Below are 22025 nucleotides of genomic sequence, written 5' to 3'. Positions count from 1 at the left end.
GGTTGGTGGATGCGGGCGGTGGCGGGGATCGGGGTTCGACAGTCGGCCGGTGGCCGGTGGCCGGTGGCCGGTGGCCGGTGGCCGGTGGACTCGGGCGCCGGGCGGTGGCTCATGACCGGTTCGGTCGATGCGTGGTCAGTTGCCGGGACGGCAGACGGTCGGTGGAGGGGATCGGTGGCTGCCCTGCGGCCGATGGCTGCGGCCCGTGGTCGATGCCCGACGTTGGTCGTCGGGGATCGGGAGCCGACCGACGGTTGTCGATCGGTACCCCGTGCCATGCGGTCGCAGGCGGCGTCCGATGGTCGATAGGTGGTCGGCATCCGGGGCGGCGGTCGGTCGGTGGCGGGATCTGTAGTCGTCTCGTGGCTGATGGCCGCGGTCCCTGACTGGCGACCGGTGGCCCGTGGGCGCGGGCGATGACCGAGTAGGTGGTCGGCGGTCGGTCGGTGGCGGAGATCGGTGGTCGCTCCGTGGCTCACGGCCGCGGCCTGTGACCGGTGGTCCGGGGCCGGTGGATGTCGCGTGCGGATGGCGAGCGGTGGTCCATGGCGGCGCGGGCGATAGCCGGGCGGTGCGGCCGGGCTGAGCCGGGCCCGGCCGGGCCGTGGTCGGGATCGAGGACCAGGGACCAGGGGCCAGGGGTCAGGGGCCAGGGGCCAGGGACCGGGGACCGGGTCGTGGCCGGTGGCGCCTCGGTGCCGCCTTGCCGTTCGACGTCGTGTGCGAGGATCGGGTGTATGGGCACGAGTGGTGGGCGTCGGGTGGGTCGGCCTCGGGTTGTGCAGCGGGTGGAGAGTGGGCTGGATCCGCGGGACGAACTGCTGGCCGCCGCGGCCGAGTTGTTCACCACGCGGGGGTACGCGGCCACCACCACCAGGGCCGTCGCCGAGCGGGCCGGGATGCGGCAGGCGTCCATGTATCACTACGTCTCCGGCAAGGAGGAGCTGCTCGCCCGGCTCCTGGAGTCCACGGTCACGCCCTCGCTCACCTGCGCCCGCGCCCTGCTCGCCGACGACGCCCGGTCCGCCGAGGACCGGCTGTGGGAGCTGTGCCGCACCGACGTCGAGCTGCTGTGCGCCGGGCCGCACAATCTCGGCGGGCTCTATCTGCTGCCCGAGGTACGCACCGAGCGCTTCGCCGGCTTCCATGCCGTACGCGCCGAACTCAAGGACGGCTACCGGCAGTTGATCGCCGCGACGACGGCGGGCGCGGCGCTCGCCAAGGGTGAGCTGGATCTGCGCACCGATCTGGTCTTCGGGCTGATCGAGGGCGTCATCCTCGTCCACCGCTCCGATCCGGAGCGCTCCGTGGGGGAGTTCGCCCGCGCCACCGCCGACGCGGCGCTGCGGATCGCCGGGGCCTGAGAACGGGACACGGGAACCTCGCTCACCCGTCCCGGTGAGCAACTTCCGTGCGCCCGGCCGCCGTTACTCCATGTGTTCGAGTGGTGTCTCAGGGTGTAAATGGGGCTGAGGGTACTCCACTCGCCGGGGCGGTTTCAGGCGGTTGCCGAATATGACACAGCGATGATCCGGTCGGACTAAGCTCGCCCGCGGCGCACCGAGTTGCGCTGAATTCGTGCGCTTGTTCCCAAAAATTCCGAAGATGCCGACAGATCCCTACAGAGGGTGCCCACATGGCGAGAGTTCAGTCCCCACCCGGTCGCCGAGAACTTCCCTTCGCCCGCCTGATGCTGCTCCCCGCGATACTGACGGCCGCGGCGACCGGCGCCGCCGTCGCCCTCGTGGCGACGCCCGCCCGGCTCGCCGTCGGCGTCTGCGGAGCCGTCGCCACCCTGCTGGTCACCGCCGCCGGCGCCCAGGCGGTGCGCCACGCCCGGCTGTTCGGTGAGCGGCGCGTCCAACTGGAGCAGCAGGCCGCCCAGTTGGAACAGCGCGTCGCCCGCGCGGAACAGCGGGTCGCCGCCCACGAGGAACAGAACCGCCGTATCGCCGACGAGTACGTGCCCACCGCCGTCCTCTGGCTGCGCGGCGGCAACACCACCCGGGACGTCCTGCGGCACCTGAACGAGACCGACGCCTACTTCCGTGAACTGGCCCCCGCCCAGCACGCGATCGTCGCGCGGATGCTCAAGATCGTCGACCATGAGATGGCCCTGCGCGACTCCTCCCAGCGCGCCTTCGTCAACATCGCCCGCCGCGTCCAGGCGATCGTCCACCAGCAGTCCGCGGAACTGCGGGAGATGGAGGAGGACCACGGCCGCAACCCCGAGGTCTTCGACGACCTCCTCCGCGTCGACCACGGCACCTCGATGATCGGCCGGCTCGCCGACTCCATCGGCGTCCTCGGCGGCGGCCGCCCCGGCCGGAGCTGGCCCAACCCGGTCCCGCTCTACAGCGTGCTGCGCGGCGCCATGTCCCGGATCCTGGAGTACCGGCGCATCCAGCTCGACTCCATCGCCAAGGTCAACATCCGGGGCCTGTCGGTCGAGCCGCTCATCCACGCGCTCGCCGAACTCCTCGACAACTCCACCCGCTTCTCGCCGCCGCAGACCAAGGTGCACGTCAACGCCACCGAGGTGCAGACCGGTATCGCCATCGAGATCGAGGACGCCGGCGTCAGCCTCAGCGAGGAGTCCCGCCGCAAGGCCGAGAAGATGCTGGAGGACGCCATGCAGGGCGTCGACCTCCAGGACATCGGCGGCGCCCCGCGCCTCGGCCTCGCCGTCGTCGGCCGGCTGTGCACGTCCTTCAACATGCAGGTGTCGCTGCGGGCTTCGGCGTACGGCGGCGTGCGCGCCGTGCTCATCGTGCCCAGCGAGATGATGACCGGCGACCCCGCCCCCGGCTTCGCGCACGGCATCGGCGCCACCGCCATCCCCAAGGCCGAACTGGGCGCCCTCGAAGGCCCCAAGCGCCCGCCCAAGCGGCGCCGCCCCACCAACCCCAAGATCCCGGCCAACGTCTCGATGCAGGACGACGTCCCCGAGGTCACCGAGTGGACCGAGCAGGGGCTGCCCCAGCGCCGCAGCAAGGCGACCATCTCCATCACCCAGCGCTACCGCGAGGCGTACGCCGCCCAGGCCGCCGAACGCGCGGGCGAACCGGACCCGTTCGCCCGGCCCGAGCCGGAGCCCGCGCCCGAGAAGAAGAAGCCCGAGCCGGGGCTGGCGTTCGAGGCGTTCTGGGAGGGCCTGAAGAAGGAGGCCCCGCCGGGAGTGCACCCCACCGACTTCACCCGCAACCCCACCGCATATCTGCACCTGCTCGAGGACAAGGCCAAGTCCGAGGCCGACGATGAAGGGGACCTCACGTGATCCAGCAGCGCCAAAACTTCGACTGGCTGCTCAAGGAGCTGTACGACGGCGTTCCGGGCATCGAGATGATCGTCGTGCTCTCGGCCGACGGCCTGCGGATCGCCCGCTACGCCGGTGACCCCGACGCCGCCGACCGCGTCGCCGCCGCCTGCGCCGGCCTCCAGAGCCTGGCCGGCGCGGTCGCCCAGGAGATCCACTCCAGCGACGGCGAGATGAACCTCGTCATGATCGAGCTGAACGGCGGCTACTTCTACCTGATGTCCGCGGGTGCCAACGCCTATCTCGCCGTCCTCGCCGACGTGCGCTGCGAGGCCGGCCGGATGAGCGGCATGATGCGCGACCTCGTGGTGCGGATCGGCGCCCATCTGACCAGCCCGCCCCGGCGGAACGGGCAGACCGTATGACCCCTCCCCAACGCCGGCGGCGACAACCCCTGCCCGCACCCTCCCCGCCGCCCGACCCGCCCCCACGAACCGGCCCGGCCCCCGAGCGCACCGGCCCCCCGTCCGCGGCGACCGCACCGGAATCCGCCGGACAGCCCGCCGCGCAGCCCGGCGTTCGGTCCGCGGCACCGTCCGGCGCCCCGTCCGGGACGCCCGAGAAGGACGGCGAGAACAAGAACCCCGAGCGGTTCTACGTCATCTCGGAGGCCGACGGCGAGCGCGCGCCCCTCGATCTGGTGACGCTGGTCGTGGCGCGCGCCCAGGCCCCGTCGTCCGCGAGCCCCGAACAGAGCGCGGTGCTGCGGATGTGCGGCGCCCCGCTGTCGGTGGCCGAGGTGTCGGCCTATCTCAGCCTGCCGTTCAGCGTGGTGACGGTGCTGCTCACCGAGATGCTGGCGGCCGAACTCGTCCAGGCCCGCGCCCCGATCGTCCGGCAGAACCTCCCCGACCGATCCCTTCTCGAAGCGGTGATGCATGGACTTCAACGCCTCTGACACGATCCCCGGCCCACGGTCCGAGGACCGGCTGCCGCAGACCACCACGGCCGCCGCCAAGATCGTCATCGTGGGCGGTTTCGGCGTCGGCAAGACCACCATGGTCGGCGCGGTCAGCGAGATCAAACCGCTGACCACCGAGGAGACCATGACCCAGGCCGGGATCGGGGTCGACGACGACTACGGCTCGGAGACCAAGACCGCCACCACCGTGGCCATGGACTTCGGCCGTATCCGGATCACCGACGAGGTCGTCCTCTACCTGTTCGGCACCCCCGGCCAGGAACGCTTCTGGTTCCTGTGGGAGGGCCTCTTCGAGGGCGCCCTGGGCGCGGTCGTCCTGGTCGACACCCGCCGTCTGGAGGTCAGCTTCGAGGTCATGGGACGGCTGGAGGAAGGCGGCGTGCCGTTCGTCGTCGCCGTCAACAAGTTCCCCGACGGGCCCCGTTACCGGCTCGACGATCTGCGGGCGGCGCTCGATCTGGCGCCCGAGATCCCGATCATTGAGTGCGACGCCCGCCGCCGGGCCTCCAGCCGTGACGTCCTGCTGACCCTGATGCGCTTCCTGCACTCCCTGGCGCTCAGCAACAGCCTCATCTGAACCGCCGCCGCCCCCTGCCCCCCGTTTCTTCAGCCCCCGACACCGGATCCAGCACGCTTTCGGAGCGACTCCTGTGACGTCTGAACACCCCACCCCCAGCGGCCCGCACGACCTCGCCCTCGACCCGCCGCCCGGCTGCCCCGCGCACGGCCGCGTCCCCGGCACCCCGGCCCGGCTCTACGGCCCCGGCGCGGAGGACCTGGGCGAGCTGTACGAGCAACTCCGCGAGGAGTACGGCCCCGTGGCCCCCGTTCTGCTCCACGACGACCTGCCGATGTGGATGGTCCTCGGGCACGCCGAGAACCTGCAACTGACGCGCTCCCCCTCGCACTTCACCAAGGACACCCGTATCTGGGCGCCGCAGCGCGACGGCCGGGTCAGGCCCGACCACCCGCTGATGCCGCACATCGCCTGGCAGCCCATCTGCGCGCACGCCGAGGGCGACGAGCACCGGCGGCTGCGCGGCGCCGTCACCGCCGCCATGGTGACCATCGACGACCGCAGCACCCGCCAGTACATCCACCGCGCCGCGCAGACCCTCGTCAACCGCTTCTGCGAGAAGGGCACCGCGGAGCTGGTCGGCCAGTTCGCCGAACACCTCCCCATGGCCGTGCTGTGCCAGATCCTCGGCATGCCCGAGGAGTACAACGACACGATGGTGGCCGCCGCCCGGGACGCGCTCAAGGGCAGCGAGACCGCCGTCGCCAGCCACGAGTACGTCGTCGGCGCCCTCAGCAGGCTCACCAGCCGCCGCCGCGCCCAGCCCGACGAGGACTTCGCCAGCCATCTCATCGCCGACCCGGCGGGACTCACCGACGACGAGGTCCGCGAGCATCTGCGCCTGGTGCTCTTCGCCGCCTACGAGGCGACGGTCAACCTGCTCTCCAACGTGCTGCGCATGATCCTCACCGACCCGCGCTTCCTCGCCCAGCTCAACGGCGGCGAGATGACGGTGCCGGAGGCGGTCGAGCAATCCCTGTGGGACGAGCCGCCGTTCAGCACGATCTTCGGCTACTTCGCCAAGCAGGACACCGAGTTGGGCGGCCAGCGCATCCGCAAGGGCGACGGCCTGTTCTTCGCGCCCGCCCCCGGCAACGTCGATCCCCGGGTGCGCCCCGACCTCTCCGCCCATATGCGCGGCAACCGTTCGCACCTCGCCTTCGGCAGCGGTCCGCACGAGTGCCCGGGCCAGGACATCGGCCGCGCCATCGCCGACGTCGGCGTGGACGCGCTGCTGACCCGGCTGCCGGACATCCAGCTCGACTGCGACGAGGAGGAGTTGCGCTGGACGACGTCCATCGCCTCCCGGCATCTGGTGGAGCTGCCGGTGCACTTCGAGCCGCGGTCCCAGCAGGACGTCAAGCTCAGGCCGAGCCACGCGCACGTCCCGCCGCAGCGGATGGTCCCCCCGATGGTCATGGAGCCCCTGCCGGCACCGTCGGCGCCCCCGGTGCCGACGCCCGAGCCTGTGCCGCAACCGGTCGCCGCCCCGCCGTTTGACGCGTCCACCGCCCTGCCGCCGCGCCGGCCGAACGCCTGGCGCCGGTTCCTGGCGTGGTGGCGCGGCTACTGAGGCCCTGACGGCTCTACGACGTCAGGTCCTCCGGCCGCCCAACGGCCGTACGCCGCCCACGCGTCGAGGGCCCGGCCGCTGCGCAGCCGGTGCTCCCTGCCCGTGACCGGATCCGTGAACTCCAGCTCCCGCGCGAGCAGTTGCAGCGGGCGCCGGAAGTCGCCGGGCGGCACGGGCGGGGCCACCTCGGGGTAGAGCGGATCGCCGAGGATCGGAACGCCGAGCGCGGTCATGTGCACCCGGAGCTGATGGGTCTGCCCGGTCTCCGGCACCAGCCGGTACCGGGCGAGCCCGTCGCCCCGGTGCTCCACGGGCTCGACCACGCTGACCGCGTTCGGTTCGCCCGGCACCTCGTACGCGGCGAGCCGCCCGCGCTCCTTCACGATCCGGCTGCGCACGGTCACCGGCCACGCGCGTGTGGCGTCGTACGGGGCGACCGCCTCGTACACCTTGCGCATCCGCCGCTCGCGGAACAGGCCCTGATACGCGCCGCGTTCCTCGGGCCGCACCGTGAACAGCACCAGCCCGGCGGTGAGCCGGTCCAGCCGGTGCGCGGCACCGAGCGCGGGCAGATCCAGCTCACGCCGCAGCCGGGCCAGCGCGGTCTCGGTGACATGGCTGCCGCGCGGGGTGGTGGCGAGGAAGTGCGGCTTGTCGACGACGACGATGTGCGCGTCGCGGTACACGACCTCCAGCGGGAACGGCACCGGCACCTCGGCGGGCAGCTCGCGGTGGAACCAGACGAACATCCCCGGCACGTACGGCGCGTCCGGCGCCACCGCCCGCCCGTCCGCCCCGACGATCCGCCCGTCCCGCAGCATCCCGTCGACCACCCCGGCCCCGGCCCCGCTCAGCCGCTCGACCAGATGCTCACGAACGGTCCCCCAGGAACCCTCCCCCGGCAACCGCACCCGCACCGCATCGATCCCGTCACGCTGAGGCAGGGGAGAGGGCGGAGGAACAACACGACGTCTCATCCCGCCCCAGCCTACGGCCCCGCACCTGCCCCACCGACCGCCCCACACAGCCACTCCGGAGCTGAAGCCCTCCGGTCTGTCCGCCCGGCCGCCAACGGGCTGATCCGGCGTCCCTGGGGCGGCCCATCCGGCCCCAGCGACGTCGTGCGGGTGGGGTGTCGCGGCCCGTGGCACGACCACCTGCGCTCCGCGCTCCGTGGTCCCGGCGCGGCTGAGGAGCGGTCCTGCGTCCTTGGGGCGGCCCCTGAAAACGGTGGCGTCCTGCGGTCGGATGCCACGGGGCCCGTGTCACGACGACCCGCGGTCCCGGCTGTCGACGGGCTGCTCCCGCGTCCGTGTGGTGGGCCGCTTGGCCCCGCGGCGTCGTGCGGGCGGGGTGTCGCGGCCCGTGTCACGGCCACCCGCGCCCCGCGGTCCCGGCTGTCGACGGGCCGGTCCTTCGTCCTGGGGTGGCCCCCGGCAGCGGCGGCGTCCCGCGGTTGGGTGTCGCGGGGTCCGTTGCCAGGACTACCCGCGCCTCGGGGGCCGTGCTGCCGACCGCCGACGGGCTTGTCCTGCGTCTCTGCGGCGGTGGACCACCTGGCCGCGGTGGCGTCGCGCGGTCCGGGGCGCGGGACCTGTGCCACGACTATCCCCGCCCTGCGGTCCCGGCTGCCGACGGGCCGGTCCTGCGTCCTTGCGGTGGCCCACCTGGCCCCGGCGGCGTCGCGCGGGCAGGGTGGCGGCCCGTGTCACGGCCACCCGTGCCCCCCGCAGTCCCTGCTCCCGACCGCCCACGGGCTGATCCAGCGTGCCTGCGATGGTCCACCTGGCCCCGGCGGCGTGACGCGGCCGCGTCTCGATCACCTTCGCCCTGTGGGTCGTGGTCCCGGCCGCTGGCGGGCTGGGCCTTTGTCCCTGAGGTGGCCCCCGGTCCCTGCGCCGTCCCGCAGGTGGGGTGTCGCGGTCCGTGCCACGACACCCACCCTCGCCCCACGCGCCCAGGGGCGGCCCCCGGGCGCGCAGCTCACGCGGTCGCCGCTTCCGGTGCGGTGGTCGGTGTCGGTGCCGTGCGGCGGCGGTATGCCCGGAAGGCCAGGCCCGTTGTCACCGTGGCGGTCAGGAACAGGACCGTGAACCACTGGAAGTACCAGTGCCCGCCCGCCGGGTCGTACACCGCTGCTCGGGGCCAGGCCAGGTTGACGGTCATCAGGAGGCCGTAGAGGAGGGCGAGGGCGTTGACGGGGATGCCCCAGCGGCCCAGGGAGAAGAGGGGGGCGCCGGTCTCGTCGTGGCCGGACGTGGAGAACTCGCCGCGCAGGCGGCGCACCAGCAGCGGGCCGGTGACCATCGCGTACGCCAGGTACAGCATGACGATGCAGGTGGTGCCGATGGCCAGGAAGGCTTCGGGGGAGGCGAAGTTGAGGAGCAACAGGGCGGCTGCGAGGGTGCCTACGACGATCGCCGGGGCGCTGGGCATGCCGGTGCGGGGGTTGACCCGGGCTAGGCGGGCCGAGAAGGGGAGCTGTCCGTCGCGGGCCATGGAGAACAGCATCCGGCAGGCCGACGTCTGGATGGCGAGGGTGGCCACCGCGATCGCCACCACCACGTCGGCGAGCAGCAGCTTGCCGACGCCGTCGCCGAGGCTGCTGGTCAGGACGTAGCTGAGTCCGTCGGTGGCGAGCCGGCCGTCGGTGAGGCTGGGGGCGGCCAGCAGACCGCCGAGCACGATCAGGCCGCCGAGCAGACCGGCCGCGCCGAGCGCGGTGAGGATCGTGCGGGGCGCGGTGCGGCGCGGATGATGGGTCTCCTCGCTCATCTCACCGGCGCTGTCGAAGCCGATCATCACATAGGCGGCGGTGAAGGATCCGACGAGCAACGCCCCCAACAGGCCGTTCTGCGCGGCGCCTTCGGTGTGGAAGGTGATGGTCGGGGTGCGCTCGGAGTGGGTGAGCAGCAGGACGACGATGAGCACCGCGCCGATGATCTCGGCGGTCACCCCGACCCGGTTGATCACGGACATCACCCGGTTGTCGACCACGTTGACGAGGGTCGTCAGGGCCAGCAGGACCACGCCGAGCAGGGCCGCGTTGGCCGCGCCGTCCGGTGAGGTGGGGGCGGGGTCGGTGCCGATGAGCTGGAAGCCCGGCCAGATCGCGGGCAGCACCATCTGGAGCGCGAGGGCGGCCGCGGCGACCACCACGATCTGCCCGATCACCATGATCCAGCCCGCGAACCAGCCGAAGGCGGGCGTGGAGAGCCGCGACGACCACTGGTAGATCGCGCCCGAGATCGGGTAGCGGGCGGCCAGTTCGGCGAAGCAGGCGGCCACCATGAGCTGTCCGGCCAGGACGACCGGCCAGGCCCAGAAGAAGACGGGGCCGCCGAAGGCGTATCCGAAGGCGAAGAACTGGAAGACCGTCGTCAGGACGGAGATGAAGGAGAACCCGGCGGCGAAGGAGGCGTACCGGCCCAGGCTGCGGTGCAGTTCCTGGGGGTAGCCGAACTCGGCGAGCGAGGCGTCGGCGGGCCCGGGGGAGTGCGGCGGATCGGGACGTACGTCGGTGGGTGAGGTGGTCGTCACGGCGGCACCTGCCTTGGAGGCGAATTCCTGTCGGGCGACAGAAATTAGGTACCGCCTGTTTCGTGCGCGTCACGCCATGGTGTCCGCGACGGGCCCAAGTGCTCACTCCCGCACCGGTTCCACCCGATCGCGATACGTCGCGTCAGGAGTCAGAGAGCAGCCGATGCGGGGGCGGGCCGGTCACGCGGCCAGGGACGGGTGCGTCACGCGGCCGGGAAAGGGCGCGTCACGCCGCCGGGGCCGCGCCCTCCTGTTCCTGCTCCACGCGCGCGTTCCACTCGCGCTTGGACGCCTGCCAGCCGTCCTCGTTGTGGCCGAGCCGCCAGTAGCCGGAGATCGACAGGTCCTCGCGCGGGATCTGCAGCTCGACCCGGAGCAGCCGGCGCAGTTCCTTCACGGCCGCCGCCTCGCCGTGCACGAACGCGTGCACCCGGCCCTCGGGGAACTCCAGCGCGCGCACGGCCTCGACGAGCCGCTCGCCGACGGGCCGGTCGCCGCGGTGCAGCCAGGTGACCTCCACGTCGGAGTCGATCTTCTGCTCCTCCTCGGGGCCCGCGATCTCGATGAAGGCGTGCGTCACGGCACCGGCCGGGAGCGACTCCAGGGCCGCCGCGATGGCCGGCAGGGCGCTCTCGTCACCGGCCAGCAGATGCCAGTCGGCGGCCGGGTCGGGCGCGTAGGCGCCGCCGGGGCCCAGGAAGCGCACGGTCTCGCCCGGCTGGACGCGTGCCGCCCACGGCCCGGCGAGGCCCTCGTCGCCGTGGACGACGAAGTCCAGGGTCAGCTCGCGGTGTTCGGCGTCCCAGTGCCGCACGGTGTACGTCCGGGTGACCGGCCACTGCTCGCGCGGGAACTCCTCGCGGATCCGCTCCATGTCGAACGGCTCCGGGTAGGTCACACCCTCGGGGCCGAAGAGCAGTTTCACGTAGTGATCGGTACACGTGTCCGCCTCGAACTCGGCCAGACCCTCACCACCGAGCACCACGCGCTGCATGTGCGGGGTCAGCCGTTCGGTGCGGACGACCTGCGCGGAATGCGGCTTCCGGGGCTTCCGTGCCGGACGTTCTGCCATGACGGCCTCCCATCAGTATGGTTAGGTTTACCTAAGTTAGCATCCCCTCCCCTGGTTACGCTCACCCTCCGAGAAGCCGGTCGGCCTCTCCCTCCCGGAGGGCGGTCCCGGCGGACGATCCCGGTGCGCGGTCCCGGTGCGTGGTCCCGGTGGGCGGCGCCTACGCGCCCAAGGTGCCCAGCAGCCGCTGGAGCGACCCGCCGAGCCCCCACCGCCGCGCCAGTCCCTCCAGTGTCTCCCCGTCGCGCGGGGAGTGCGGCAGCGCGGTCTCCACGTCCGGCAGCGGCACGTCCGCGGCCACCCGGACCACCGTCGGCGCCACTGCCAGATACGGCCGGGACTCGTCGAGCCGCTTGCGCTGCGACGGCGTCAGCCGCGCCGCCGGGTCGTCGACCGCCGCCAGGATCCCCGCCAGATCGCCGAACTCCGCCAGCAGCTTGGCCGCCGTCTTCTCGCCGATCCCCGGCACCCCGGGCAGCCCGTCGCTCGGATCGCCCCGCAGCAGCGCCAGATCGGCGTACCCGCGCCCGTCGACGCCGTACTTCTCGCGCAGCCAGGACTCGTCGGTGAGCTGGAGGATGCCGACGCCCTTGAGCGGATACAGCACCCGCACCTCGCGCGCGTCGTCCACCAGTTGGTAGAGGTCGCGGTCGCCGGTGACGATGTCGACCGGACCGCGCGCCCGCGCCGTGAAGGTGCCGATCACGTCGTCCGCCTCGTACCCGGCGACCCCCACCCGCGCGATGCCCAGCGCGTCCAGGACCGCCTCGATGACCGGCACCTGCGGCGAGAGCGTGTCCGGCACCTCCTCCTCGTCCGGACCGGCCGCGCGCTCCTCGGCGACCCGGTGCGCCTTGTACGAGGGGATCAGGTCGACCCGCCACTTCGGACGCCAGTCGGCGTCCATGCACGCCACCAGCTCGTCGGGCCGGTGGTCCTTGACCAGCCGGTCGATGAAGTCCAGCAGACCGCGCACGGCGTTGACCGGGGTGCCGTCCGGCGCCCGCACCGAGTCCGGCACCCCGAAGTAGGCGCGGAAGTACAGCGAGGCGGTGTCGAGGAGCATCAGTCGTCCGGTCACGCCTCGCATCATGCCTCACGGGTGCCCATGTGACCCGCCGGTATTCACTCCCGTGGCACGCGCGGATCTCCGCTCAAACCCGCTGTGAGGAGGACCACTCGTACGTTTGACCCCTTCGGACCAGGGCAGGCGCCGCCCCGGAGCGGCGCCGGGCACCCTTCGCCCGTGCCGCTCCCGTCCTGTCCCCGAACGATGAGGTACGCGTGTCCACCAGGCTTGAGGCCGAGCATCTGTTCAAGGTGTTCGGCGGACGAGAGGAAGAGGCGGTCGAACGGCTGCGCGGCGGAGCCGACCGGGAGGAACTGCGCGCCGACGGCACCACCGCCGCCGTCATCGACGCCTCCTTCACGGTGGACCCCGGCCAGATCTTCGTCGTCATGGGCCTGTCCGGCTCCGGAAAGTCCACCCTGCTCCGCATGCTCAACGGTCTGCTGGAGCCGACCGCCGGACGCGTCCTCTTCGACGGGCAGGACCTCACCGCCCTCGACGCCCGCGCCCTGCGCGAGGTCCGCGCCCGCAAGATCAGCATGGTCTTCCAGCACTTCGCGCTCTTCCCCCACCGCAGCGTCCTCGACAACGCCGCCTACGGCCTCGCCGTCCAGGGCGTGCCCCGCCCCGAGCGCGAGGAACGCGCCGCCGAGGCGCTGCGGCTGTGCGGCCTGGCCGGCTGGGAGACGTCCTGGCCCGACGAGCTGTCCGGCGGCATGCAGCAGCGCGTCGGCCTGGCCCGCGCCCTCGCCACCGACGCCGATCTGCTCCTGATGGACGAGTCCTTCAGTGCCCTGGACCCGCTGATCCGCCGCGACATGCAGGACCAGCTCCTCACCCTCCAGCAGACCCTGAAGAAGACCATCGTCTTCATCACCCACGACCTCAACGAGGCCATGCGCCTCGGCGACCGCATCGCCGTCATGCGCGACGGCCGCATCGTGCAGACCGGCACCGCCGAGGACATCCTGCTGCGCCCCGGCGACGACTACGTCTCCTCCTTCATCCAGGACGTCGACCGCACCCGCGTGCTCACCGCGGGCGCCGTCATGGACACCCGCACCGACGGCGACGAGGCCGACTGCGGCTGCGAGACCGCCACCCCGGACACCCCCTTCACCGCCCTGTGCGCGCTCAGCGCCCGGCTGCCGCACCCGGTGGCCGTCGTCGACGGCGCCCGCGGGCTCGTCGGCGTCGTCCCGCGGCAGCGCCTGGTCCGCTTCCTCGGCGACACCCGCTCCGGAACCTGGACCGACACCCGGGCGGACGCCCTGGACATCGGCCTGCCCTGCGACGGGACGAAGAAGGTGACCGCCCGTGCCTAGGTTCCACCTCGGCGACCACGTCGACTCCGGCGTCGACTGGCTTGTCACCCACCTGTCCTGGCTCTTCGACGCGGTCAAGACCGTCGTCGAGGGCCTCTACGACGGTCTCGACGCCGTCCTCACCGCCCCCGAGCCGCTGCTCCTCGCCGGCATCCTCGCCGTGCTCGCCTGGTGGCTGCGCGGGCTCGCCGCCGGTGTCCTCGCCTTCGCCGGATTCGCGCTGATCGACTCCCTCGCCCTGTGGGACGAGGCGATGTCGACGCTCTCCCTGGTGCTCGTGGCGACCCTGATCGCCCTGGTGATCTCGGTCCCGCTGGGCATCTGGGCCGCCCGTTCCAAGGCGGTCGCCACCGCCCTGCGGCCCGTCCTGGACCTGCTCCAGACCATGCCGTCGATGGTGCTGCTGATCCCGGCCATCCTGTTCTTCGGCATGGGCGTCCCGGCCGGTGTCGTCGCCACCCTGATCTTCGCGCTCGCCCCCGGCGTCCGCATGACCGAGCTGGGCATCCGCCAGGTCGACGCCGAACTCGTGGAGGCCGCCGAGGCGTTCGGCACCCGGCCCCGCGACACCCTGCTGCGGGTGCAGCTCCCGCTGGCCCTGCCCACCATCATGGCGGGCGTCAACCAGGTCATCATGCTCGGCCTGTCGATGGTCGTCATCGCCGGCATGGTCGGCACCGGCGGCCTCGGCGGCGCCGTCAACGAGGCCATCGGCCGGCTCGACATCGGCCTCGGCTTCGAGGCGGGCCTCGGCATCGTCGTCCTCGCGATCTACCTGGACCGGATGACCGGCGCCCTCGGCACCCGCATCTCCCCGCTCGGCCGCCGCGCCGCCGCCAAGGCCCGGACGACGATGTGGACGTACCGCCCGCGCGCGGCCGTCGCCGTCGTCGGCGTGGTCGTCCTCGCGCTCGCGGCCGGCGGCCTCGGCCTGACCGGCTCCAAGGGCGGCCCCGCCGACACCTCCGCCACCAACGTCGGCCGGGGCGAGAAGATCACCATCGGCTACATCCCCTGGGACGAGGGCATCGCCTCCACCTACCTCTGGAAGGAACTCCTGGAGCGGCGCGGCTTCGAGGTGACCGCCACCCAGTACACCGCCGGCCCCCTCTACACCGGCCTCGCCACCGGCCGGATCGACTTCCAGACCGACGCCTGGCTCCCCACCACCCACGCCGAGTACTGGAAGAAGTACGGCGATCAGCTCGCCGACCTCGGCAAGTGGTACGGACCCACCTCCCTGGAGCTGACCGTCCCCGCGTACATGAAGGACGTGAACACGCTGGCGGACCTCAAGGCCCACGCCTCCGAGTTCGGCGGCCGCATCACCGGCATCGAGCCCAGCGCCGGAATGATGGGCCTGCTCAAGGACGAGGTCCTCCCGCGCTACGGCCTGGAGGACGCCTACGAGGTCGTCGACGGCTCCACCCCCGCGATGCTCGCCGAACTCAAGCGCGCGTACGCCAAGAAGCAGCCCATCGCCGTCACGCTCTGGTCCCCGCACTGGGCGTACAGCGAGTACGACCTGAAGAAGCTCAAGGACCCCGAGGGCGCCTGGGGCCAGGGCGACGGCGTGCACACCATCGCGCGCCGGGACCTCGCCGCCGACCGGCCCGAGGTCGGCGCCTGGCTGAAGGACTTCTCGATGACCGAGGAACAGCTCACCGGTCTGGAGGCGCGGATCCAGCAGGCCGGCAAGGGCGGGGAACAGGACGTGGTCCGTACCTGGCTGAAGGAACACCCCGGTCTCGTCGAGAAGTGGGTACCGGTGGCCGAATCGGGGGAGAAGAGCGGGGCGGGCCGGTGACCTGACAGCACCGCGGCCGCCCGACGAGGGGCGGGCGCCGGAACACGTTCTCGGACGTGGACCGGTGCCCGCCCCTCGTGCCGTCCGGCCCGCCCCGCGGCCCGCCCCGTCCGCCCCGCCGCCACGGCACAGATCCGGCCAACCACGCAGAGCCATGCCCAGCCCCGGGCCTGAGTCTTGCGCGGGCGGCCACGAGCGGGAACACTCGCGGCCGTCCGCGCATTGAACCGAGAACGAACCGGGCGGGCGCTCGCCCGCCGCGCCGGCCGCCCCGTCGGCTGGCGTGAACTGTCGGGTCGCGCGCCACCCCGCGCGCCCTCGATGCGACGGGCACATGAAACGGTTTGCCGAACATGCGTAGGGTGCAGAGAACTCCTCGGAGAGAACACAGCGGACGGACGTGAGGGCGCGAGGCGCCGGGACGACGAGCGAAGGAGGGAGCCGGAGCGATGGGCGACCACAAAGAACAACCCTTGCGCGTGGGCGCGGCCGTGCGACGGCGCCGCCGCTCCCTCCAGCTCACCCTCGCCGTCGTGGCCGAGCGCAGCGGCCTGTCGGTGCCGTTCCTGAGCCAGATCGAGAACGACCGGGCGCGGCCCTCCACCGGCTCCCTGGAGAAGGTCGCCGACGCGCTGCGCACCACCGCCGTGGAACTCCTCGCCGCCGCCGACCCGGCGTGCAGCGTCGACGTCGTGCGTGCCGACGTCACCGAGGCCACCGGGCCGGGACCCGAGCCGCGCTCCCGGTCCCTGGTGCGCGGACACCACCAGATGCACGCCTCCGAGTTCACCGGCGAGCAGGACCCGGGCCGCGAGTTCCAGTACCGCAACGACCAGCTCCTGTACGTCGCCGACGGAGCCGTCGAGATCGAGGCCGAGGGCCGCGCGTACCGTCTGGGCCGCGGCGACACCCTGTACCTGACCGGCGGCGTCCGGCACCGCTGGCGCGCCACCGAACCGGACACCCGGGTGGTCGTCGTCGCGGTCGCGGAACACATCGAGGCGGTCCGGGACCGGGACCGCGGCCGGAAGCGCTAGTGCGGGTCGTCTCGCTGGTGCCCTCGCTCACCGAGGCCGTCGCCGTGTCGGTGCCGGGGGTGCTGGCCGGGGCCACCGACTGGTGCGGCCGTCCGGCGGGCCTCGACGTCACCCGGATCGGCGGCACCAAGAACCCCGACCTCGAACGGATCACCGCGCTCCGCCCCGACCTGGTGATCGCCAACGAGGAGGAGAACCGCGCCCCCGACCTCGACGCGCTGCGCGCCACCGGCACCGAGGTGCTGGTGACCGAGGTGCGGGACGTCCCCGCGGCCTTCCGGGAACTGGAGCGGGTGCTGAGGGCCTGCGGTGCCGCCACCCGGCCGCGCTGGCTGGACGAGGCCCAGGAGCGCTGGGAGCGGCCGGACCCCCTCACGCCCCGGGCCACGGCCGTCGTACCGATCTGGCGCCGCCCGTGGATGGTGCTGGGCCGTGACACCTTCGCCGGGGACGTGCTCGCCCGCCTCGGCGTCGACCATCTGTACCGCGGCCATCCGGAGCGCTATCCGAGGATTCCCCTGGAGGAGCTGCGGGCCGCCGGGCCCGGCCTCGTGGTGCTGCCCGACGAGCCCTACCGCTTCACCGAGGACGACGGCCCCGAGGCGTTCCCCGGGCTGCCCCACGCGCTCGTCAGCGGACGGCACCTGACGTGGTACGGACCGTCGCTGGCCGAGGCGCCGAGGGTGCTGGGCGAGGCCCTGCGAGCAGCTCTCCGCTGACCAGCCCGCGCACGGTGTGCGCCCCGACCACCAGCCAGGCACCCACCAGGACGGCGTACAGCACGCCCGCCAGGACGTCGAAGGCCGCGAGGCCGGTGTGCCGGGCCAGCGCCGCCGCGCCGGTCACACAGGTGCCCACCGGGAACGTGAACGCCCACCAGGTCATCGCGAACCCCATGCCCCGCCGCCGGGCCCGCACCACATGGGCGGTCGCCAGCGCCGCCCACAGCAGCGCGAACCCCGTCACGGGCACCCCGTACAGCACGGCGAACACCGCGAAGCCCCGCCCGTCCGGGCCGGGCACCACGCCCGGGGCGACCTCGGCGAACTTCCCGGCCGCGGTGGTGGACTGCCCCAGCGGCCCCAGCACCAGGAAGAGCGTCGGGACCAGCACCGTCGGCAGCGGCCCGCCCGTCAGCAGCCGCCCGAAGACCAGCGGCAGCATCAGCAGCGTCGCGCACAGGCTCAGCCCGAACAGCGCGACACAGCCGAACAGCAGCGTCTGCCGGGCCTGCCCGGCCGGCAGATACGGCACCAGCGACGGCCCGAGCGCCGCCGACACCATGGGCGCCACGAGCGGCAGCAGCCACACGGGCGTCGCCTCCGCGGCCGCCACCCGATGCCGTACGGCCATCAGGTACGGCACGGCGACCGCGGCCGTGAGCGCCACGGCCGTCCCGGCGGTGAACAGCACGGCGTCGAGCAGGACCGCCGCCCGGACGCCGATCCAGTCCCGGCCGACGGCGAGCGCGCCGCCGCCCACGGCCAGCAGGGCCATCGCGAGACAGCCGTAGAAGGGCGCCGTCGCCGGGTCCAGCAGATGGGCGCGGGCCCGGTCGCGGTGATGGCGCCAGTGCAGGGCACGGGCCGTCAGCAGGGTCACCAGCAGGGCCAGGGACAGCGCCCACACGGCCGCGCACAGCGGGCGCAGCCCCGGCACCGGGAACGGCAGCGCGGCCCCCGCGGTGGCCACGATCGCCGTGCCCATGACGGTGGCGTACCAGTTCGGTCCGAGGTGCCGGACGGCGGCTGCGCGGGGCCCGGGGTGGGGGCCGAGGTGCGCGGGCAGGGGATGGGCTGCGGTGACCATGGCTCCACGGTCGCCCGGCCGGACCGCCGCGACCAGGGAGGATGACTCTATGGGGGCATAAACTGGCCTTATGGGGAGTGCGCAGGAACAGCCCGAGGTCGTCGGTTCGCTGGCCCATCGGGTCCCGGACCTGGGCGCGCTGGAACTGCTGCTGGCCGTGGCCCGGCTGGGCAGCCTCGGCCAGGCCGCGCGCGAGCTGGGCATCACCCAGCCCGCCGCGAGCAGCCGGGTGCGCTCCATGGAACGCCAGCTCGGCGTGGCCCTCGTCGACCGCTCACCGCGCGGCTCGCGGCTCACCGACGCGGGCGCGCTGGTCACCGACTGGGCCCGGCGGATCGTCGAGGCGGCGGAGGCGTTCGACGCGGGCGCCCAGGCGCTGCGGGACCGGCGGGACTCCCGGCTGCGGGTGGCGGCCAGCATGACGATCGCCGAGTACCTGCTGCCGGGCTGGCTCCTCGCGCTGCGCGCCCAGCGCCCCGACACGGCCGTCTCGCTGCTCGCCGGGAACTCGGCGGCGGTCGCCGAGCGGCTGCTCTCCGGGGAGGCCGACCTCGGGTTCGTGGAGGGGCTGACGGTGCCGGGCGGCCTGGACTCGACGGTCATCGCCCACGACCACCTCGTCGTGGTGGTCGCCCCCGGGCACCCCTGGGCCCGGCGCCGACGCGCCCTGCCCGCCGCCGAGCTGGCGTCGACCCCGCTGATCCTGCGCGAGAAGGGCTCCGGCACCCGGCAGGTCCTGGACACCGCGCTCGGCGGGCTGGCCCGGCCGCTGATCGAGCTGTCCTCGACCACCGCGGTCAAGGCGGCCGCGGTGAGCGGGGCGGGCCCCGCCGTCCTGAGCGAACTCGCGGTGGGGGAGGAGCTGGCGCTGCGCCGCCTGGTCGACATCCCGGTGGACGGTGTGACCCTCGCCCGCGACCTGCGCGCGGTCTGGCCCACGGGCCACCGCCCGACGGGACCGGCCCGGGAGCTGCTGTCCCTGACGCGGGGTTAGGACCGGTCACGCCCAGGGTTCGCGGATTCAGCGGGCGGCCGCCGCCCGTACCAGTGCCCGCATCACCCGCAGGTCCCGGCCCATCTCCGGGTGCCACTGCACGCCCAGCACCCATCCGGCGGCGGGCAGTTCGATCGCCTCCACGGTGCCGTCCGCCGCGTGCGCCGACGCGAGCAGGCCCGAGCCGAGGCGGTCCACCGCCTGGTGGTGATAGGTCGGTACGTCGCTCTCCTCCGGCACCGCCTCCGCGTAGAGCGTGCCGGGGACGGGCTTGACCGGGTGGTGGCCGAAGACGCCGACGGTCTCCACGTGCCCGTCGATGTGCTGGGTCAGCGTGCCGCCCAGCGCCACGTTCAGGAGCTGCATGCCCCGGCAGACGCCGAGCAGCGGCACGTCCGCCGCGAGCGCCGCGTCGATCAGCGCCAGCTCCCACGCGTCCCGCTCCCGGGCCGGGGGGCCGGTGCGGGGGTCGCGCTCGGCGCCGTAGTGCACCGGCTCCACATCGGGCCCGCCCGCGACGACCAGGCCGTCCAGCCGGGCGACCGTCGCCGCGGCGTGCTCCGGGGCGTCCGGCGGGAGCATCGCGGCCAGACCGCCCGACCGCTGCACCAGCCGCGGGTAGCCGGCCGGCAGCAGCGCGGCCTCCAGCTCCCACACGCCCCAGCGCGTACCGGCCTCCAGATAGGTGCTCACACCGATCAGCGGCCGTCCGCCGTTCACCATCCGCCCTCCCGCCCACCGCTCGTCATCCCAATGGACTCTACGCATACCTTTTCACGTCAGGAACCCCCGAAGCAGGGCCGCCGTCCCCGCGCAGTGCTCGCGCGCGATCTCCCGCGCCCCGTCCGCGTCCCCGTCGAGGACCGCCTCCACCAGGGCGGTGTGCTGGCGCTGCGAGTGCTCCAGATTGCGCACCAGCAGCGGGATGCAGTCGAGCAGGTCGTTCACCGTCGCCCGCACCGCCGCGTACCGCGCCGCCAGCGAGGGCGAACCGCACAGCTCGGCCAGGGTGAGATGGAGCAGGGTGTCCCGCCGCCGGTAGTCGGCCAGCGGGGCGTCCGCGGTCCGGGCCAGCGCCTCACGTAGCCGGTCCGCGCGCTCACCGGTCAGCCCGTGCGCCGCGCACAGCCCCGCCGCGCCGGACTCCAGCACCTCCCGGAACCGCAGGACGTCCTCGACGTCGACCTCGGCGATCCGGCGCCGCAGCGCGGCCTCGCCTCCGCCCCCGTCCGGCCGGGGCAGCACGAACGTCCCGCCGTACCGGCCGCGCCGGGACTCCAGCAGGCCCTGGTCCTGGAGCACCTTCAGCACCTCGCGCAGCGTGACCCGGCTGATCCCGAGCCGCTCCGCCAGCTCCCGTTCGGCCGGCAGCCGCCCGCCCGCCGGGACCAGGCCCAGGCGGACCACCTGGAGGATCTGCTCCAGCGCCTCCTCGAAGCCGTTGCCGGCCCGCACCGGGCGCAGCACCTGCGTCAGCCGGTCGCCGTACGACCCGCTCGCCGATCCGTCCGCGTCCACCGACACCGGCCGTGCCCCCTTCCCAAGCAATGGTTCTCCGCAATACCTTATGGCTCCCGGCCGCCCGGAAACAGCCGAGGAAAGCCCCGAAGGAGGCCCTCCCGTGGCAGACCGCACACCCCCGCTCGGTGTCGAGGAACTGCACGCCCTCGTCGCGAGCGGTGAGATCGACACTGTCGTCCTGGCCTTCCCCGACATGCAAGGGCGGCTCCAGGGCAAGCGGTTCGCCGCCCGCTTCTTCCTCGACGAGGTCCTGCGGCACGGCACCGAGGGCTGCAACTACCTCCTCGCCGTCGACACCGAGATGAACACCGTCGACGGCTATGCCATGTCCTCCTGGGACAACGGCTACGGCGACTTCGCCATGCGCCCCGACCTCACCACCCTGCGCCGCGTCCCGTGGAACGCCGGCACGGCCCTGGTGATCGCCGACCTCGCCTGGAACGACGGCGCGCCCGTGGTCGCCGCCCCCCGCCAGATCCTGCGCCGCCAACTGGAGCGCCTCGCCGAGCACGGACTGACCGCCCAGGTCGGCACCGAGCTGGAGTTCATCGTCTTCAAGGACACCTACGAGGCCGCCTGGGACGCCGGCTACCGCGGGCTCACCCCGGCCAACCAGTACAACGTCGACTACTCGATCCTCGGCACCGGCCGGGTCGAGCCGCTGCTGCGCCGGATCCGCAACGAGATGGCCGGCGCCGGCCTCACCGTCGAGTCCGCCAAGGGCGAGTGCAACCCCGGCCAGCACGAGATCGCCTTCCGCTACGACGAGGCGCTCGTCACCTGCGACCAGCACGCCGTCTACAAGACCGGCGCCAAGGAGATCGCCGCCCAGGAGGGCGTCTCGCTCACCTTCATGGCGAAGTACAACGAGCGCGAGGGCAACTCCTGCCACATCCACCTCTCGCTCACGGACGCCGACGGCCGCAACGCCTTCGCCGCCGCCGACGGCGGCATGACCGACACCATGCGGCACTTCCTCGCGGGCCAGCTCGCCGCGCTGCGCGACTTCTCCCTGCTCCACGCCCCCAACATCAACAGCTACAAACGGTTCCAGCCCGGCTCCTTCGCCCCCACCGCCGTCGCCTGGGGCCACGACAACCGCACCTGCGCCCTGCGGGTCGTGGGACACGGCCGCTCGCTGCGGTTCGAGAACCGGCTGCCCGGCGGGGACGTCAACCCGCACCTCGCGGTCGCCGCGCTCGTCGCCGCCGGACTGCACGGCATCGAGCAGAAACTGGACCTGCCCGAGCCCTGCACGGGCAACGCCTACGCCGCCGGACTCGCGCACGTCCCCACCACCCTGCGCGAGGCAGCCGAACTCTGGTCGGCCAGCCCGCTCGCGGCGGCCGCGTTCGGCGAGGACGTCGTCGCCCACTACCGCAACATGGCCCGCGTCGAGCTGGACGCCTTCGACGCCGCCGTCACCGACTGGGAGCTGCGCCGCTCCTTCGAACGCCTGTGAA

General features: G+C 73.2%; 19 protein-coding genes. 12 read left to right on the top strand and 7 right to left on the bottom strand.

Annotated elements, in window-relative coordinates; genetic code table 11:
- The first annotated feature begins 737 nt into the window (after positions 1-737).
- From AFM16_RS08380 to AFM16_RS08355, 6 genes are all read left to right on the top strand, one after another.
- Entirely contained in the window at positions 738-1364 is a 627-nt protein-coding gene (locus tag AFM16_RS08380) for a TetR/AcrR family transcriptional regulator (RefSeq protein ID WP_030795543.1), read from the top strand.
- Positions 1365-1636: 272 nt separating this feature from the next.
- Positions 1637-3277, top strand: coding sequence for an ATP-binding protein (locus AFM16_RS08375; RefSeq protein ID WP_179123258.1), 1641 nt, complete (start codon positions 1637-1639; stop codon positions 3275-3277).
- Complete coding sequence (locus tag AFM16_RS08370) at positions 3274-3681, top strand: roadblock/LC7 domain-containing protein (protein WP_030795547.1); 408 nt, start codon at positions 3274-3276, stop codon at positions 3679-3681. Before AFM16_RS08375 ends, AFM16_RS08370 begins: the two co-directional genes overlap by 4 nt.
- Positions 3678-4214 (top strand): DUF742 domain-containing protein, encoded by a 537-nt coding sequence (locus AFM16_RS40620; RefSeq protein WP_078632929.1) that lies wholly within the window; start codon positions 3678-3680, stop codon positions 4212-4214. The genes AFM16_RS08370 and AFM16_RS40620 overlap by 4 nt, the downstream gene beginning before the upstream one ends.
- A complete protein-coding gene (locus AFM16_RS08360) occupies positions 4195-4815 on the top strand; it encodes a GTP-binding protein (RefSeq protein ID WP_030795551.1) in 621 nt (206 codons plus the stop codon). Before AFM16_RS40620 ends, AFM16_RS08360 begins: the two co-directional genes overlap by 20 nt.
- A 73-nt stretch (positions 4816-4888) precedes the next feature.
- Positions 4889-6388 carry a cytochrome P450 gene (locus AFM16_RS08355; RefSeq protein WP_078632928.1) on the top strand — a complete coding sequence of 500 codons (1500 nt, stop codon included), beginning with the start codon at positions 4889-4891 and terminating at the stop codon, positions 6386-6388.
- Here AFM16_RS08355 and AFM16_RS08350 read toward each other — a convergent pair.
- The 4 genes from AFM16_RS08350 to AFM16_RS08335 form a co-directional block, all read right to left on the bottom strand.
- Positions 6382-7365 carry a pseudouridine synthase gene (locus AFM16_RS08350; protein WP_078632927.1) on the bottom strand — a complete coding sequence of 328 codons (984 nt, stop codon included), beginning with the start codon at positions 7363-7365 and terminating at the stop codon, positions 6382-6384. The two genes, AFM16_RS08355 and AFM16_RS08350, sit on opposite strands and share 7 nt — an antisense overlap.
- 1006 nt (positions 7366-8371) lie before the next feature.
- Complete coding sequence (locus AFM16_RS08345; RefSeq protein WP_078632926.1) at positions 8372-9928, bottom strand: amino acid permease; 1557 nt, start codon at positions 9926-9928, stop codon at positions 8372-8374.
- Between the two features lie 226 nt (positions 9929-10154).
- Positions 10155-11000 (bottom strand): siderophore-interacting protein, encoded by an 846-nt coding sequence (locus AFM16_RS08340; RefSeq protein ID WP_078632925.1) that lies wholly within the window; start codon positions 10998-11000, stop codon positions 10155-10157.
- A 160-nt stretch (positions 11001-11160) separates the two neighbouring features.
- Complete coding sequence (locus AFM16_RS08335; RefSeq protein ID WP_078636875.1) at positions 11161-12066, bottom strand: 5'-3' exonuclease; 906 nt, start codon at positions 12064-12066, stop codon at positions 11161-11163.
- A 218-nt stretch (positions 12067-12284) separates the two neighbouring features.
- Between AFM16_RS08335 and AFM16_RS08330 the strand changes: the two genes are divergently transcribed.
- The 4 genes from AFM16_RS08330 to AFM16_RS08315 all read left to right on the top strand — a co-directional run bounded on the left by AFM16_RS08330 (position 12285) and on the right by AFM16_RS08315 (position 16957).
- Positions 12285-13394: a quaternary amine ABC transporter ATP-binding protein gene (locus AFM16_RS08330; protein ID WP_078632924.1), complete on the top strand. Its 1110-nt coding sequence runs from the start codon at positions 12285-12287 to the stop codon at positions 13392-13394.
- On the top strand, positions 13387-15201 hold the full coding sequence (locus AFM16_RS08325; RefSeq protein WP_078632923.1) for an ABC transporter permease/substrate binding protein: 1815 nt from the start codon (positions 13387-13389) through the stop codon (positions 15199-15201). The genes AFM16_RS08330 and AFM16_RS08325 overlap by 8 nt, the downstream gene beginning before the upstream one ends.
- A gap of 449 nt (positions 15202-15650) precedes the next feature.
- Positions 15651-16238, top strand: a complete 588-nt coding sequence (locus AFM16_RS08320) for a helix-turn-helix domain-containing protein (protein WP_030795567.1) — start codon at positions 15651-15653, stop codon at positions 16236-16238.
- Positions 16238-16957: a helical backbone metal receptor gene (locus AFM16_RS08315; protein WP_078632922.1), complete on the top strand. Its 720-nt coding sequence runs from the start codon at positions 16238-16240 to the stop codon at positions 16955-16957. Before AFM16_RS08320 ends, AFM16_RS08315 begins: the two co-directional genes overlap by 1 nt.
- Here the strand turns inward: AFM16_RS08315 and AFM16_RS08310 are convergent.
- A complete protein-coding gene (locus AFM16_RS08310) occupies positions 16869-18047 on the bottom strand; it encodes a TDT family transporter (protein ID WP_078632921.1) in 1179 nt (392 codons plus the stop codon). The genes AFM16_RS08315 and AFM16_RS08310 overlap by 89 nt on opposite strands.
- A gap of 70 nt (positions 18048-18117) precedes the next feature.
- Between AFM16_RS08310 and AFM16_RS08305 the strand changes: the two genes are divergently transcribed.
- Positions 18118-19041 (top strand): LysR family transcriptional regulator, encoded by a 924-nt coding sequence (locus AFM16_RS08305; RefSeq protein WP_078632920.1) that lies wholly within the window; start codon positions 18118-18120, stop codon positions 19039-19041.
- A gap of 27 nt (positions 19042-19068) precedes the next feature.
- Here AFM16_RS08305 and AFM16_RS08300 read toward each other — a convergent pair whose 3' ends face one another.
- Both AFM16_RS08300 and AFM16_RS08295 read right to left on the bottom strand, forming a co-directional pair.
- Positions 19069-19764 carry a gamma-glutamyl-gamma-aminobutyrate hydrolase family protein gene (locus AFM16_RS08300; protein ID WP_078632919.1) on the bottom strand — a complete coding sequence of 232 codons (696 nt, stop codon included), beginning with the start codon at positions 19762-19764 and terminating at the stop codon, positions 19069-19071.
- 51 nt (positions 19765-19815) lie between these two features.
- Positions 19816-20565, bottom strand: a complete 750-nt coding sequence (locus tag AFM16_RS08295) for a FadR/GntR family transcriptional regulator (RefSeq protein WP_078632918.1) — start codon at positions 20563-20565, stop codon at positions 19816-19818.
- Between the two features lie 97 nt (positions 20566-20662).
- Between AFM16_RS08295 and AFM16_RS08290 the strand changes: the two genes are divergently transcribed.
- Positions 20663-22024: a glutamine synthetase family protein gene (locus tag AFM16_RS08290; protein ID WP_078632917.1), complete on the top strand. Its 1362-nt coding sequence runs from the start codon at positions 20663-20665 to the stop codon at positions 22022-22024.
- The last annotated feature ends 1 nt before the right edge of the window (position 22025 follow it).

Origin of the sequence: Streptomyces antibioticus (assembly GCF_002019855.1) — a bacterium.
GTDB lineage: Bacteria > Actinomycetota > Actinomycetes > Streptomycetales > Streptomycetaceae > Streptomyces > Streptomyces antibioticus_B.
The sequence above is the reverse complement of the archived record's forward strand: the minus strand, read 5'-3'. Positions and strand labels throughout refer to the sequence as shown.